This window comes from Amycolatopsis tucumanensis (assembly GCF_021654135.1).
Taxonomy (GTDB): Bacteria; Actinomycetota; Actinomycetes; order Mycobacteriales; family Pseudonocardiaceae; genus Amycolatopsis_E; species Amycolatopsis_E tucumanensis.
This window is the reverse complement of the sequence record NZ_JAKGSD010000021.1, coordinates 1-13,977: the sequence shown is the minus strand read 5'-3', so window position 1 is coordinate 13,977 and position 13,977 is coordinate 1. Positions and strand designations below refer to the sequence as shown.

Annotated in this window: 10 protein-coding genes; 5 read left to right on the top strand and 5 right to left on the bottom strand. The window is 73.2% G+C overall.

The window, feature by feature from the left end; translation table 11 throughout:
- Positions 1-162 precede the first annotated feature (162 nt).
- Genes L2C96_RS21180 through L2C96_RS21160 form a run of 5 tightly spaced genes read left to right on the top strand, consistent with a single transcriptional unit; the run spans position 163 to position 7,571 of the window.
- Entirely contained in the window at positions 163-1,338 is a 1,176-nt protein-coding gene (locus L2C96_RS21180; protein WP_020416337.1) for a hypothetical protein, read from the top strand.
- 2 nt (positions 1,339-1,340) lie between these two features.
- Complete coding sequence (locus L2C96_RS21175; RefSeq protein ID WP_237337461.1) at positions 1,341-3,404, top strand: class I SAM-dependent methyltransferase; 2,064 nt, start codon at positions 1,341-1,343, stop codon at positions 3,402-3,404.
- On the top strand, positions 3,401-5,284 hold the full coding sequence (locus tag L2C96_RS21170) for a glycosyltransferase family 4 protein (RefSeq protein WP_237337460.1): 1,884 nt from the start codon (positions 3,401-3,403) through the stop codon (positions 5,282-5,284). Before L2C96_RS21175 ends, L2C96_RS21170 begins: the two co-directional genes overlap by 4 nt.
- Complete coding sequence (locus tag L2C96_RS21165; RefSeq protein WP_237337459.1) at positions 5,281-5,769, top strand: hypothetical protein; 489 nt, start codon at positions 5,281-5,283, stop codon at positions 5,767-5,769. Before L2C96_RS21170 ends, L2C96_RS21165 begins: the two co-directional genes overlap by 4 nt.
- Positions 5,766-7,571 carry a glycosyltransferase family protein gene (locus L2C96_RS21160; protein ID WP_237337458.1) on the top strand — a complete coding sequence of 602 codons (1,806 nt, stop codon included), beginning with the start codon at positions 5,766-5,768 and terminating at the stop codon, positions 7,569-7,571. Before L2C96_RS21165 ends, L2C96_RS21160 begins: the two co-directional genes overlap by 4 nt.
- Positions 7,572-7,719: 148 nt before the next feature.
- On the opposite strand, the gene L2C96_RS21155 is transcribed toward L2C96_RS21160, so the two are convergent.
- The 5 genes from L2C96_RS21155 to L2C96_RS21135 all read right to left on the bottom strand — a co-directional run.
- Positions 7,720-8,388: a response regulator gene (locus L2C96_RS21155; RefSeq protein WP_020416332.1), complete on the bottom strand. Its 669-nt coding sequence runs from the start codon at positions 8,386-8,388 to the stop codon at positions 7,720-7,722.
- Positions 8,385-9,461 carry a sensor histidine kinase gene (locus L2C96_RS21150; RefSeq protein ID WP_237337526.1) on the bottom strand — a complete coding sequence of 359 codons (1,077 nt, stop codon included), beginning with the start codon at positions 9,459-9,461 and terminating at the stop codon, positions 8,385-8,387. The genes L2C96_RS21155 and L2C96_RS21150 overlap by 4 nt, the downstream gene beginning before the upstream one ends.
- Before the next feature lie 114 nt (positions 9,462-9,575).
- Positions 9,576-10,073 (bottom strand): hypothetical protein, encoded by a 498-nt coding sequence (locus L2C96_RS21145; RefSeq protein ID WP_237337457.1) that lies wholly within the window; start codon positions 10,071-10,073, stop codon positions 9,576-9,578.
- Positions 10,060-10,362 (bottom strand): S1 domain-containing protein, encoded by a 303-nt coding sequence (locus tag L2C96_RS21140; RefSeq protein WP_020416329.1) that lies wholly within the window; start codon positions 10,360-10,362, stop codon positions 10,060-10,062. The genes L2C96_RS21145 and L2C96_RS21140 overlap by 14 nt, the downstream gene beginning before the upstream one ends.
- Positions 10,359-13,977: RHS repeat-associated core domain-containing protein (locus tag L2C96_RS21135; protein WP_237337456.1), on the bottom strand; the 3,619-nt coding region annotated here is incomplete at its 5' end. The genes L2C96_RS21140 and L2C96_RS21135, both read right to left, overlap by 4 nt.

The following is a 13,977-nucleotide window of genomic DNA, read 5'->3' as shown; positions in this document are numbered from 1 at the left end:
CTCGTCACACCCTAACCAGAACAAGGTCACGAAATGACCCTCACCGGCGATGAGCAGGGTAGGCGTGCACAATGTGCGTCGTCACCGTAGCGCTATCCGGCGGACGCGTTCCGCCTCGTCCAGAGCAGATTAGGGGGCTACCGGGTGTCCTGGCAGGAGGAGTTGCGCAAGCTGGACGAAGAGCTTGCCTCGGGACGTCTCTCCGCGGACGACTACCGCGTCCGCCGGGACCAGGTGCTCTCGTCCGCGGTGTCCTACAGCGACAGCGCGTCCCAGCCACAGCAGCCGGCGCCGCAGCAGCAGGACAACTCCGCGGATTCGACGCAGGTGATCGCGCCGATCAGCCCGCCGCAGGGCACGCCGCAGCCGCCCCAGCAGCAGCCGCAGAACTTCTCCGCGGAGCCGACGCAGGCCGTCTCGCCGAACTGGCAGGCCAGGCCGCCGGTGGACCCGGAGCGCACCCAGTACGTCGCCAACCCGCCCGCGCCGCAGTCGCCGCCCGCGGGCTTCCCGGCCTCCCCGCCCGCCGGGTTCCCCCAGTCCGGCCCGCAGCCGGTGCAGCAGCCGTGGAACGCGCCGGAGTCCGACGCGAGCCCGCCGTGGGGCGGCTCCGACTTCCCGCCGATCAGCCCGGTCGCGCAGGGTCCGGAGGCCTTCGACGACAAGCCGGCCAAGGGCAAGGGCAAGGCCGTCTGGATCTCCGTCGCGGTCGTCGTGGTGCTGGTCGCCGCGGGCCTGACGATCTTCCTGACCACCTCCGGCGGTGACGACACCCAGGCCGGCACCACGACCACGCAGGCGCCGCCCACCTCGAGCGCCGCCAGCAACTCGCCCAACCAGGCGCTGCTGGACAAGATCCCGCCGACCGAGGGCACCGCGGATGGCCAGAGCGGTCTGCTGCCGGTCAACCGGCTGGTCGACCTGGGGATCATGGATGAGGGCGAGGCCACGCTGCTGAGCAGCCGCTCGGTGCAGGAGGTCGCCTGGCGCGGTTCGCAGCGCCAGCCGGACGCCAGCGGTCCCGGCAACGAGAAGATCTCGGTGACGGTCATCCCGCTGGACAGCTCCGCCACCGCGACCGCGCTCGCCGGCCAGCTGCGCCAGTACTACGTGCGCAACGGCCTGGTGCTGATCAGCGACCAGCTGCCGAACATCCCGCCGCAGGTGGTGTTCCACAAGCTCGTCGCCTCGCCGATCGTGTACCGGGCCACCTGGGTGTCGGGCGAGAACCTGATCCGCGTCAACGTGACGCAGGGCGACCTGGCCGACGAGGCCGCGTTGTCGGGCGCCTACCAGCGGACCGTCCGCTCGATGTTGTTGCCCTATCCGGTGGGCTGATCGTGAGCGACCTGGTCGCCGAGATCATCCGCAACGCCGCCGACCACACCGCGCTGTCCGACGAGCTGCACTTCGCGGCGCTGGCGCCCGGCGAGCGGGACCAGCTCGACCACGGCCGGGCCAACGCGCTGCGGGCGCTCCGGTTGCCGCCGGACGCGCACGTGCTCGAAGTGGGCGCGGGCCACGGCGCGGTGACGCGGTACCTTGGCGAGCGGGTGGCGCGGGTCGACGCCGTCGAGCCCGACCACGCGGAGGCCGTCCGGGCCCGCACCGCCGATCTGCCCGGCGTGCGCGTGCTGGACGAGGTCCCCGGCGAGCGGTACGACCTTCTCGTCGCGTCCGACGTCGAGCACGCGGACCGGTTGAAGCCCGGCGGGGTGCTGTGCCTGGCGGTGCCGAACCGGCTCGGCGTGGGCAGGCCGGGCGGGCAGTCCCGCCGCCACTGGGAGCGGCGGCTGGCCGCGGCCGGGCTGACCGTCCACAAAGTCCTCGGCTGCCTCCCCGGTCACCGGATCACCCGCGCCGTGATCACCGCCGAACTGCTCGACCGGCACCCGCGGCTGGCGGTGGAGCTGGCCGGCCGCGACGAGCGATGGGCCGAGATGGTCGAGGGCGGCCTCGGCCTGGACACCGTGGACGGCCTGCTGTTCCTCGCCTCGGCAGGCGAACCGGCCGCCCGGCTGTGGCCGGACGACCTGCTCGCCACCTACTTCAACACCGACCGCGCGGCCCGCTGGTGCACCCGCGCGGACGTGGTCGGCGACGAGATCCGCCGCACTCCCCTGCTGCCGCAGGAACCGGGGCCGGTCGCGGTGCGCGAGTGGACGGACGTCGTGGTCGACGCCCCGACGCTGCCCGAGGTGCTGACGGAACAGCCGTGGCGGGCCGCGGAGCTGCTGACCGCGTGGGCGGACCTGGTGCGGGCGAACCCGTCGTGGGACCTGATCCCGTCGAACGTGCTGGTCAGCGACCCGCCGCGGGCGATCGACCTGGAGTGGGAGCGCGCTGGGACGACCGCCGGCGAGGTGATCGACCGGGGCCTGCTGCTGCTCGCGGACGAACTCGCCCGCGCGGGCTGGGCGGGCGCCGCGCCCGGCACGACGGTGCGGGACCTGGCCGCCTGGCTCGGTGTCCTGCTCGACCGCCCGACGGCGTTCGTCGACGCGGCCGCCGAGCGGGAGGCGGAGTTCCAGGCCATCCGGCGCTGCGGCGTCACCTCCGGTTCCGGTCTGGACCACGAGCGGGACGCGATGCGCCTGGCCTGGCGCCGCCGTCTCGCCGAGGAGACCACGCGGCACACGCCGGCCCCGACCGAACTGGACGCGCAGGTCGCCCGCACCATGGCCCGCGTCGACCGGATCATCGCGTCCGGCGACTCGATGTTCCGCGGCAACACCGAGCACTACTTCGCGGTGGCCGGGCAGGCGTTGCGGGCGTGCCTGCACGGGCTGCAGGCCGCCGGCCGTCCCGCGCCACGGCGGGTGCTCGACTTCGGCTGCGGCTACGGCCGGGTGCTGCGCACGTTCCGGGCCGCCTTCCCGGACGCCGAACTCGTCGCCTCCGACATCGAACTGGACGGCGTGGAGCACTGCGTGCGGTTCTTCGGCGCGATCGGGCTGCCCGCGTCGGTGCGCATCGAGGAGATCCCGCAGGTCAGCGACATCGACCTGATCTGGTCCGGTTCGGTGCTGACCCACCTGGACATCGCGGCGTGGGACGCGCTGCTGGGCTACTTCGAGCGCGCGCTCGCGCCGGGCGGGGTCGCGGTGGTCACCACGCACGGCCGCCGCGTCGCGTGGCGGATGGCCAACGGCGGCGAATACGGCCTGACGGCCGCGGACCACGCCCGGGTGCTGGCGGACTACCGTGACCACGGGTTCGGCTACGCCGACTACCCCGGCCAGCCCGGGTACGGCATCTCGCTGAGCACGCCGGAGTGGGTGACCGGGCACGTCCTCACCCCGCGGCTGCGCCTTGCCGGGTACGTCGAGGCGGGCTGGGACGGCCACCAGGACGTGCTGATCCTGGTCAAGGACGCCGAAGAGACGTTGAAGGCGGGACGATGAACGCAACGGCCGGGTTGGTGCGGCCGGGACGGCCGGTGGGGCACCTGTTCGAGCTGCGCGGGTGGGTCACCGCGGGCGAGACCGTGACCGTCCACATCGGAGGGTCCGAGGCGGAGGTGCGGCGCCACGACACGGGCACCGAACCGCCGGGCACGACCGGTCTGCTGATCCGCACGAAAGACCCGGTGCCGACCGGCAGGCACGAGGTCGTCGTCCGCGCCGCGAACGGCGACGCGCTCACCGGCGCCGTCGTCGAGGTCGGTCGCTTCGGCGACGAGGAACCGCTGCGGCTGTACGAGATCGACACCCCGAAGCACGGCGACAACCCGCAGGGCGATGTCGTGTTCGTGCGTGGCTGGGTGCTGCTCGACTCGCGGGCGCCGTCGCTGGTCGAGGTCCTGGTGGACGGCGGTGAACCGGTCCGCGCCCGCACGCGCCTGCCGCGGCCGGACGTGGCCGACCACCTGCCGGACTTCCCGGACGCCGGGGTCAGCGGGTTCGAGGCGCGGGTGCCGGTCGACCTGCCCGCCGGGGAGGACCGCGCGTTGTCGGTGCGGGTCCGCGTCCGCGGCGAGCTGTCCGGCGAGTGGACCTCCGAGGCGCGCGAGGTGGTGCTGTCCAACCCGGCGGCCGAGGACGCCGATGTCGCGCTGGCCGCCCGGCTCGCCGACCGCACGCGGAAGGCGCTGGCGCGGCCGCGTGGCGGCACGGATCCGCGGCACGTGCTGGTGTTCACGCACAGCCTCGCGGTCGGCGGCGGGCAGTTGTGGTTGCAGGAACTGCTCGACCGGCTCGCGACCCGGCACGGCTGGCGCATCACGGTCGTCACCCAGCTCGACGGCGAACTGCGCGCGGACTGCGAAGCGCACGGCATCGACGTGCACCTCACCTCGCCGTACCGGGTGCACGACGTCGCATCCTACGAAGGGCACATCGCCGAGCTCGCCCAGTTCGCGCGCGGCACCGACGCCTCGGTCGCGCTGGTGAACACGCTCGGCGCGTTCCCCGGCGCGGACGCGGCGATCCGGGCCGGGCTGCCGACCGCGTGGGTGCTGCACGAGAGCTTCGACCTCAACGACTTCTCGTACCAGAACTGGGGTCCGGCGGGCCTGCTGCCGCCGGTGCGCGAGCGCTGGGTGAGCACGCTGGGCGAGGCCGACCGGCTGCTGTTCGTCGCCGACGCCACGCGCGAGATGTTCCTGCCGTTCTCGTCCCCGGCGCGCTGCCGCACGATCCGCTACGGCACGCCGATGGTCGCCTACGGCGGCCAGGTGTCCGAACGCGACCGTCGCGCGGCGCGGCGGAAACTCGGCATCCCCGAGGACACCACGCTGCTGCTCAACGTCGGCGTGCTGGAGCCGCGCAAGGGACAGGGCCTGCTGATCAGCGCGATGGACCGGGTCCGGCGGGCGCACCCGGGGATCCGGCTGAGCATCGTCGGCCACCACCCGTCGCCGTACGGGCTGGCGCTGGCCGAGTTCACCGAGCGGACCGGGCTGCGGGACTGGGTCGACCTGGTGCCGATCCAGCGCGACCCGGCGCCGTGGTTCGAGGCGGCGGACCTGTTCGTGAACAGCTCCGACGTGGAGTCGCTGCCGCGCTCGATCCTGGAGGCCGTGTGCTGCGGCCTGCCGGTCGTGGCCAGCGACGTGTTCGGCGCGCGGGAGATGATCGCCGACGGGCACAGCGGCTGGCTGTTCGAGCCCAACGACGCGGACGCGCTCACCGTCGCGCTGCTGCGTGCCCTGGACACCCCGGCGGACCGGCGGCGCGCGATCGCCGCGAACGCCTACGAAAAGCTGCGCGGCTGGCTGGACCCGGCGGGCTACGCCGCCGAGTACGCCGACGTGCTCACCGAGCTGGTGAAGGAGCGGGGATGACCGACGAGCTGCCAGGTGCGGTGCGCGCCGAGCTGACCCGGTTGCGGGCCGAGCGGGTCGCGTTCACCGAGGAGCGCGAGCGGTTGCGCACCGAGCTGCGCGAGTCGGAACTGCAGATCCGCGAGCTGACCAAGCACCGCGACCAGCTGGTGAAGCAGGTGGAGAAGCTGGCCGGCGTCGCCGACCGCGCCGAGCAGGCCGACGCGTTGGCGCGGGATGTGCTGGTCGCCCGCGCCGAACGCGATTCGCTGCGCGCCGAGCTGGCCGAGACCCGCGGCGAACGCGACCGGCTGCGGCTGCGGCTGCTGGACGCCGAGCTGCAGCTGTCCGGCGCGGCGCCTGCCGAGGCGCCGCTCACCGAGAGCGGCACGCTCGCCGCCGAGCAGCGGGCCGCCGAGCTGGCGCGGGAACTGGACGCGACGCGGGCGACGGTGAGCTGGCGGGTCACCGCGCCGCTGCGGGCCGTGCGGCGGCGGACTTCATGACCGCGCAGCTCTGCTTCGTGTCCGCGACCGGCGGCTCCGGGTTCATGGCGGAGCTGCTGGAGGTGGTCGCCGATTCGGTGCGGCGAGCCGGGTTCCACGCGACCACCGCGACCGGCCGCTACCCGGACGCGGACGCCGACACGGTCTACGTCGTGGTGCCGCACGAGTACTTCGTGGTGACCCCGGAGGCCGACCAGCCGACCGAGGAGCAGCGGCGCCGCACCATCGCCTTCTGCGTCGAGCACCCGGGCACGGCGACCTTCGAGCGCAGCGCGGCCCTGCTGCCGGGGCTGGCAGGCGCGGTGGACATCAACCACGACTCGACCGCCGAACTGCGCCGCCGCGGCATCCCGGTCGAACACTTCCAGCTGGGGTACTCGCCGCTCTGGGACGCGTGGGGCGGCGACCCGGACAGCGCCCGCGAGATCGACGTGACCTACCTCGGCACCGCGGAACGGCGCCGGTCGAAGCTGCTCGCGTCCTACGCCGGCGACCTCGCCGACCTGCGCGTCCGGCTGCTCACCCCGCCACACGAGCCGATGGGCCCGCGGCGGGTCGACTTCCTGCCCGGCGAGGCGAAGTTCGCGCACCTGGCGAACTCGCGGTTCCTGCTCAACCTGCACCGCGAGCGCTCGCGGGCGCTGGAGTGGGTGCGGGTGCTGGAGGCGCTGTGCAACGGCTGCGTGGTGCTGACCGAGCCGTCCACTGACCTCGCGCCGCTGGTGTCCGGCACGCACCTGGTCGTGACGCGGCCGGAGTCGCTCGGCGCGGCGGCCGCGGCGCTGGCCGCGGACCCGCAGCGGGAACGCGACCTGCGGCTGGCGGGGTACGAGTTCGTGCGCACCGCGCTGGACCCGCTGGCGTCCGCGAAGACGCTCGTCGAACTGGCTGAACGGGTGCTGACCGCCTCGCCCGGGGTGCCCGCGAGCGCCCCGCTCGCCGAGACCACAGCCGTCGAGGAGCCGCGGCCGCTGGCTATCGACACCCCCTCCTGGGACGTGCGGTTCGCCGGCACCCGGTCGCTGGGGGCGCCGGCCGAGAACCCGCCGCTGGCCACGCGCATGGGCCAGCAGACCGTGGACGCGCGCCGCACGTCCGGCGTGGAGTGGCTGCCCTCGGCGGTGCCCACGGTGTTCCCGGACGCCGACCGGGCCGAGGTGGACGTGCTGCTGGTCCGCCGCCCCGGCGAACCGGATCCGGACCCGCTGGTCCGCGACCTGCTCGCCGGCACCGTGCTGCCGCGCCGGATCCTCGTCGGCGAGGACGGTGTCGCGCCGCGGCCCCGCCCCCGGCCCGCCGACCTGCTGCGGCACGAGCTGCCGCTGGGCCGCGGGTACACGCGCAACCGGCTGCTGGAGCGCTCGGCCGCGCCGTGGCTGCTGGTGCTCGACGGCGGGCTGCGGGCCTCGCGCCGGCTGCTGGAACGGCTGGTCGCCGCCTCCGCCGACGTCGACGTGGTGCACTGCCCGGTCGCCGACCCGGTCGAAGGACTGGTCGCCGCGCTGCCCCCGGAGGAGCGGCGGCTGGCGGAGCTGCCCTACCTCGGCAGCGGGTACCTGGTGCGCCGCGAACTGGCCGAGTCGTTCGGCGGCTGGACCGAGGACCCGCTGGCCGACGGCCTGGAGGACCACGTCTTCTGGCGGCGGCTGGCCACCCGCCGTGTGCCGACCGCGCTGGTCCAGCAGGTCCTGCTGAGCCGGTTGCGGCCCGATCCGGCGCCCCGCCCGGTGGACCTCGATCCGCACCGCGTCTGGTCGCTGACGCGCATCCTCGCAGGTGAGCCGGTCACCCCCAACGGGTGACTTCGGCGTGTCACGCAACCTCCTCCCACTCCCGCGCGCCTAACGAGCAGAGCATCGGGCACGGGAAGGAGGCGCGGATGTGGATCCAGATCGGCCTCGTCGGCCTGATCGCCGTGGTGTTCCTGGTGCGGCTGGTGGCCGTGCTGCGTCACCGTGAGCCGCGCGGCGTGACCAAGCCGGACTCGTAGGCCAGCACGACGAGCTGGGCGCGGTCCCGCGCGCCGAGTTTCGTCATGATGCGGCTGACGTGCGTGCGCGCGGTGGCCGTGGAGATCACCAGCTGGGCGGCGATCTCGTCGTTGGACAGACCGCCCGCGACCAGCGCCAGCACCTCGCGTTCGCGGTCGGTGATCCGCTGCACCGCGGCCGTGTCGATGCGCCGGTTCTCCGGGCGGCCGACGAACTCGCTGATCAGCCGCCGGGTGACGGTCGGCGCGAGCAGGGCTTCGCCGGAGGCGACCACGCGCAGCGCGCGGAGCAGCTCGACCGGGTCGGTGTCCTTCAGCAGGAACCCGCTGGCGCCGGAACGCAGGGCCTGGAACACGTACTCGTCGACGTCGAAGGTGGTCAGGACCAGGACCTTCACCTCGGCCAGGTCCGGGTCGCCGGTGATCTCGCGGGTGGCGGTGAGGCCGTCGACGCCGGGCATGCGGATGTCCATGACGACCACGTCCGGCCGGTGTTCCCGCGCCAGGGCAAGCGCTTGCGCGCCGTCCGCGGCCTCGCCGCAGACCTCGAACCCGTCCTCGGTCTCCAGCAGCACGCGGAACCCGGCGCGCACCAGCGCCTGGTCGTCGGCGAGCACGACCCGGATCATGTCTCCTCCAGGGGTAGTTCCGCGCGGACCTCGAAACCGCCGTCGACCACGTGGGCCTCGGCTTTGCCGCCGAGCGCGGCGGCGCGTTCCTGCATGCCCCGCAGGCCGTTGCCGACGGTGGGGGTTTCCGCACCGCGGCCGTCGTCCCGCACCACGAGCCGGAACTGTCCGTCGCGGCGGGCGAAGCGGATGTCGACGGTGCGGGGCTGGTTGGCGTGCCGGACGACGTTGGTGAGCGACTCCTGCAGGATGCGGTAGGCCGCGCCGTCGACCGGGGCGGGCAGGTCGCCGGGCGAGCCGTGGACGCGGACGGTCAGGCCGGTCGCGCGGGTGTGGTCGAGCAGTTCGCCGAGCTGCTTCAGGCTGGGCGCGGGCCCGAGGCCCTGGCCGGAGCGCAGCACGGCGACGGTGGCGCGCAGGTCGGCGAGCGCGGTCGCGCTGGCCTCCTTGATCGCCTGCAACGCGGCGACGGCCTGGTCCGGCCGCCGGTCCGCGACGTGCACCGCGACGCCGGCCTGGACGTTGATCATGGCCAGGCTGTGGGCGACGACGTCGTGCACCTCGCGGGCGATGCGCAGCCGCTCCTGCTCGGCGAGGCGGGACTGCCGTTCGGCGGCCTCCTGCTCGGCGGCGAGCCTGGCCGCGACGCGGTTGCGGACGGCGGTGCCGATGCCGAGGACGGCGACCAGCCAGACGACGAACAACCCGGCGCGGGCGTCGAGCACGAGTTCACCGCCGCGGGCGAAGTAGACGACCAGCCCGGCCAGGATGACGGCCGACCCGGCGATGCCCGCGACGAGCGGCCCGCGGGCGCGGGTGAGCACGAACAGCGCGATGGTCGGCACCACGACCGCCGGGCCGCCCGGGTGGTCCGTGCTGTAGTAGGCCCAGGTCAGCGCGGCGGTGACGACGAAGACCGGCAACGGCACCCGCCGCACGGCGAACAACGGTAACGCGGCCGCGGTGAGCCACAGGTAGCCGGACAGGTCGAGCGGATCCTGCTGCGCCCGGCCCGCCACGGTGGTCGTCACGAGGACGAACCCCAGCGGGACGAGGGTGAGCACCACGTCCACGAGAGCCGGCCACCGGCGGGGGTCACGCACGCCCCCGAAGCTACGGCAGACGGCCGCCCCGCGCGTCCGTCGAAGAGCGGCTCTTGGATTACGACTCAGGCGGTACGCGCGAGGTCAGGGCAGGCGCGGCAGCACCGCGCGCCACTCCTCCAGCTCCCGGCGCAGCTCCTCGCTCGCCACCCGGTCGCTCAGCTCGACCGCGGGCACGACGACGTTGCGGACCCGGCGCAGCGTGCGCATCTTGCCGACGTCCTCGGAGCGCAGGGACCACTCCACCGCCGCCGCCCTGGCCGGGGTCATCCCGGCCAGGGCCAGGCACGCGGCCGCCACGTCGTCGGGCCGCAGCCCGGCGGCGACCGGGTCGTCGAGGTTGCGGGCGAGGTTGGCTTCCCGCGGCCGGACTTCCCGATCCGCGAGGGCGCCCGTCTCCCGGGCGACCTCGAGCGCCGCCACCGCGAGACGAGCCCACGACTCCCGGCTTTCGCCGGGGGTGGTGGCGTAGAGGGTCGCGGTCTGGATGAGACCGAGCCAGTTGCCGCCACCTTCGGTCGCGCGCAAGCGGGCGCGCTGCTCCTCGGGTGGCAGGCGCCGCAGCTCGTCAGGAACGGTCACTCCCGGTCTTCTCCCACACGGGCGGCCCCACCCGGACCTGGATCTGCCGGTTGCGGTCCCGGTGGTCGGCGATCGTGCCGTGGACCGGTTCGCCGACCGCAGGCCACTTCGAATGGTCGAACACGTCTTCGCCGCCGGGCCGGTAGCTGATGGCGTCGATCAACGCGGGCACCTCCCCGGGCAGGGTCACGATCATGCCGAACGGCAGGTGCTCCGCGACCACGGCCTCCACCACCGAGCCGATCGGGAAGCGTTCCTTCGCGGCCGCCCATTCCGCGTCGTTCATCATCGATGCCACTTTCTCGGGTACTGGTTGAGTTCTTCCACACGAGACGCGGGAATCTCGACTTCGGTCAGCGGCCCGCCCTGGTACGGCTGTTCGAACCGGGCGAACCGATCCGCGTACTCCGAAGCCGGGACCTGGATCTCGATGACCCCCTCACCGTAGTGGCCCGCATAGGTGTCCGCGAGCTCGCGATCACGCGCGAAGAACGCTCCCGCCTCCCACGGTCCCGTCCCCCCGTAATCGTCCGCGCGGTAGCCGTGCTCGTACTGCTGCTGCCCGAGGCCGCGCTGCGGCGCCTTGTAGAGCGGCACGTACTCGTCTTCGCCGTCGGGCGTGTCCGGGCCGCATCCGTCCGCGGCCGTGAGCCCCAGCGGGTCGATCCAGCTGACCGGGTTGGGGACGTAGGCCTGCGGGTTGAACCCGCCCTCGAGCCCGAGTGGATCGTTGCTCGCGAAGCGCCCCGACTCCGGGTCGTAGTAACGCTGGAAGTTGTAGTGCAGACCGGTTTCGAGGTCGAAGTACTGACCCGCGAACCTCAGCGGTGTCCCGGCCCGGTTCTCCAGGCGCGCCAATGCCTTGCCCCACAGCGTCCGGCGCCCCTGCCACACGACGGCGCCGGACCCGTCGACGAGTTCGGTCGGCGTTCCGGCCAGATCGGTGACGATCGCGCAGAAGGCGCGGTCGAACCACTGCTGCGAACCGTCCCCGCGGAACACGCGCTCGACCTGAGCCAGGGGACGCCGTCCGCTCGGCTCGTGCTCCCAGGAGATCGCGGTGGCATCACTGCTGATCTGCTCGACGAGCACGGACCCGTCCCAGAAGAAGTCCGTGCGTTCCGCGACCGTGACCCCGTCCGCGGCGAGGCGCAGCTTCGCGATGCGGCGCCCGAGCGCGTCGTAGAGGTAGCGCCACCGCGTGCCGTCCGGCGTGACCACCGAGGTCAGCCGGTCCTCGGAGTTCCAGGTGTAGTGCCACGTGTCGGGTTTCGCCGACAGCCGCTTCTTCTGCCGCAACGTGATCCGGCCCTGACGGTCGTAGCCGTACCGCACGCGACCCGCCGAAACCACGAGCGCGCCCTGGTAGTCGCGCCGTCCCTGGCCGTCCGTGTCGGTGTCCGGCCACTCCGCGGTCCGGATGTTGCCCGCCGGATCGTAGGAGTACCGCTCGTAGCCGTCCGGACTGCCGACCTGTTCCACCCGGCCGTTCGCGTCGAGCTCATAGCGCCGGACTCCGGCGATGTCGTCCTCGATGGCGTTCACGACACCATCGGGCCGGTAGTGGTAGCGGCGTTCGTAGAGGTGCCGCATGGTTCCGTTCGCCCGGTCGGCGACGCCGGCCACGGTCTGCGAACCCAGCCGGTGCGTGGGCGTCCACGTCTGCGCCAGCGCCGTTCCACTGTCGAGCAACCGCTCGATCTCCCGGCCCGCGGCATCGAACCCGAAGGTGAACGTCCGCCCGCCGGTACGCAGTGAAGCGGGCCGGTGGCTCGAGCCGTAGTCCCAGAAGCTCTCCGTGCCCGAGGGTGTGCGACGGTACGTGCGGCGGCCCAGAGCGTCGTAGGCGAAAACGGTGGAATGGCCGTTGATCGTCTCGGCGAGCACCCGGCCCGCCGCGTCCCGTTCGAAACGAACGTCGGCATCCGCGTTGCGAGCGCGGACAAGCCGCCCCGCCGGGTCGTATTCGAACGTCGCGACACCGTCACGGGACCGGCGCTCGACGACGTTGCCGAGGGCGTCGCGCACGAAGACCGTGGTCTCGCCCGCACCGTTGGTCCGGGACACCAGCTGCCCCGCCGCGTCGCGCTCGTAGGAGATGGCGCGACCGGTGAAGTCCGTCTCGGCGATCAGGCGGCCGGCCGCGTCGTACTCGTACCGCCATTCGTCGCCGAGCGGGTCGCGAACCGCGCGGAGCTTCATCTCACTGTCGTAGACGAAGTCGAACCGGGCACCGTCCGGGCCCGTCTGCGAGGCGAAGAAGTCGAAGTGCGTCATCTCGACGCGTGTCACGTTGCCGTTCGCGTCGACCCGCTCGACCTCGTTGCCCTCGCCGTCGTACCTCCAGTGCTCGGTAGTGCCGTCCGGCAACGTGCGGGACAACAGCTTGCCCTCGACCGTCCAGCGGAGGTGCGTCTCGCCGCCGACCGGGTCCTGGACGAGGATCACCCGGCCGAACTGGTCCCGCCGGTAACGCGTGACGCCGCCGTCGGGGTCCGTCAGGGCGGTGAGCAGGCCTGCGGAGTCGGTCTCACGGCGGACCACGTTGCCGAAGTGGTCGGTGATCGTCGCAAGGTGCCCCGACTCGTTGTAGCCGTACCGGGTCACCGCGCCCGTCGGATCCACGACGAGCGTGCGGTTGCCCGCATCGTCGTACTCGTACCGCCACACCGACCCGTCGGGGTCGACCGCGGTCGCGGGCAGACCCTGTGCGTTGTACTCGATCAGCGCCCGCGTACCGTCCGGGCGCGTCACCTCGGTGAGGCTGCCCCGGTCGTCGTACCGGTAGCGGGTGGTGCGGCCCAGCTGGTCGGTGTGCGCGAGCAGCCGGTGGTAACGGTCCCAGTCGAACCGCGTCTCGTGGCCCAGCGGGTCGATCTCCCGCACCAGCTGGTTGAACTCGTTGAAGTGGTACCGCCGGACGTGGCCCAGCGAGTTGGTCTCGGTCGTCACCCGGTTCTCGAGGTCGTACTCGAGCGTGCCGGCGAGCGCGTCGCCCGAGCCCTCCGTGCGGACGCAGCGACCGCGGTGGTCGTAGGTGTAGGCGTACCACTCGCCGTTGCGGTCGTCCCAGCGGATGATCCGGCCGGCCTGGTCGTAGGCGAAGCGCAGCGGACGGCCGGACGAGTTGACGACCTCTACGAGGTTGCCACCGTCGTAGCCGTACCGCACCAGGGAAATCCCGCCGGACGGCGGATCTTGCAGGCTGAGTTCCGTGACGCGCCCATCGGAGGTCCGGACGTCGACCCGATACCCACCGGAGTGCCGGACCGCGACGGGCATCCCGGAGGGGTCACGGTCGAAGTCGATCCGGTCGGTGCGTTCCTCGATCGCGGTGAGTTCCGCGGTACCACCCCGAGCGGGCGCGAACCGCAGCACGCGGCCGCTCTGCGGCTGGCGGATCGTGTACCCGCCATCGGCCGCCCGCGCCAACGGCCATCGGGCGCCGGCCTCCGCGAAGACCTCGCCCTCCGCGGGCGGGTGCGGATACACGAGGATCACCCCGTCGGGACCGGCGTAGCACACACCGCGCTCGTCCAGCTCCAATCGTTGGTCCAATGTGGACGCCCAGGACGGGCCGAAGAGGCGGCCGGAGCGGTAGGACGACACGTGGACGCGCTGCAGCACCAGCGGGAGCAGGCCGGGGAGCTGGACGTCCTTCTGCACCAGGTACATCTCGCCGGTCGCCATGTCGATCGGCTCGCGGCGGCCGCACCGCCCGACCGGTTCCTGGGAACGGAGGTCGGGATCTTCGGCGTCCCGCCGGAGCGGGCTCCCGGAACCGTCGCCGGGGCGGCTGGCGCCTGGCGTGCCCGGGGTGCCGTCGACGCCGTCCGGGCTGTTCGGTGTGTCCGGGCTCGTGGGGCCGTCGAGGTCCGGCGTGTCGACCTTCCCGCCGCCGCCG

Bases quoted from the DNA above. Each gene is read 5' to 3' on its own strand.
- L2C96_RS21155 (WP_020416332.1), bottom strand. From the start codon at position 8,388: ATGATCCGGGTCGTGCTCGCCGACGACCAGGCGCTGGTGCGCGCCGGG.
- L2C96_RS21165 (WP_237337459.1), top strand. From the start codon at position 5,281: ATGACCGACGAGCTGCCAGGTGCGGTGCGCGCCGAGCTGACCCGGTTG.
- L2C96_RS21140 (WP_020416329.1), bottom strand. From the start codon at position 10,362: ATGATGAACGACGCGGAATGGGCGGCCGCGAAGGAACGCTTCCCGATC.
- L2C96_RS21160 (WP_237337458.1), top strand. From the start codon at position 5,766: ATGACCGCGCAGCTCTGCTTCGTGTCCGCGACCGGCGGCTCCGGGTTC.
- L2C96_RS21170 (WP_237337460.1), top strand. From the start codon at position 3,401: ATGAACGCAACGGCCGGGTTGGTGCGGCCGGGACGGCCGGTGGGGCAC.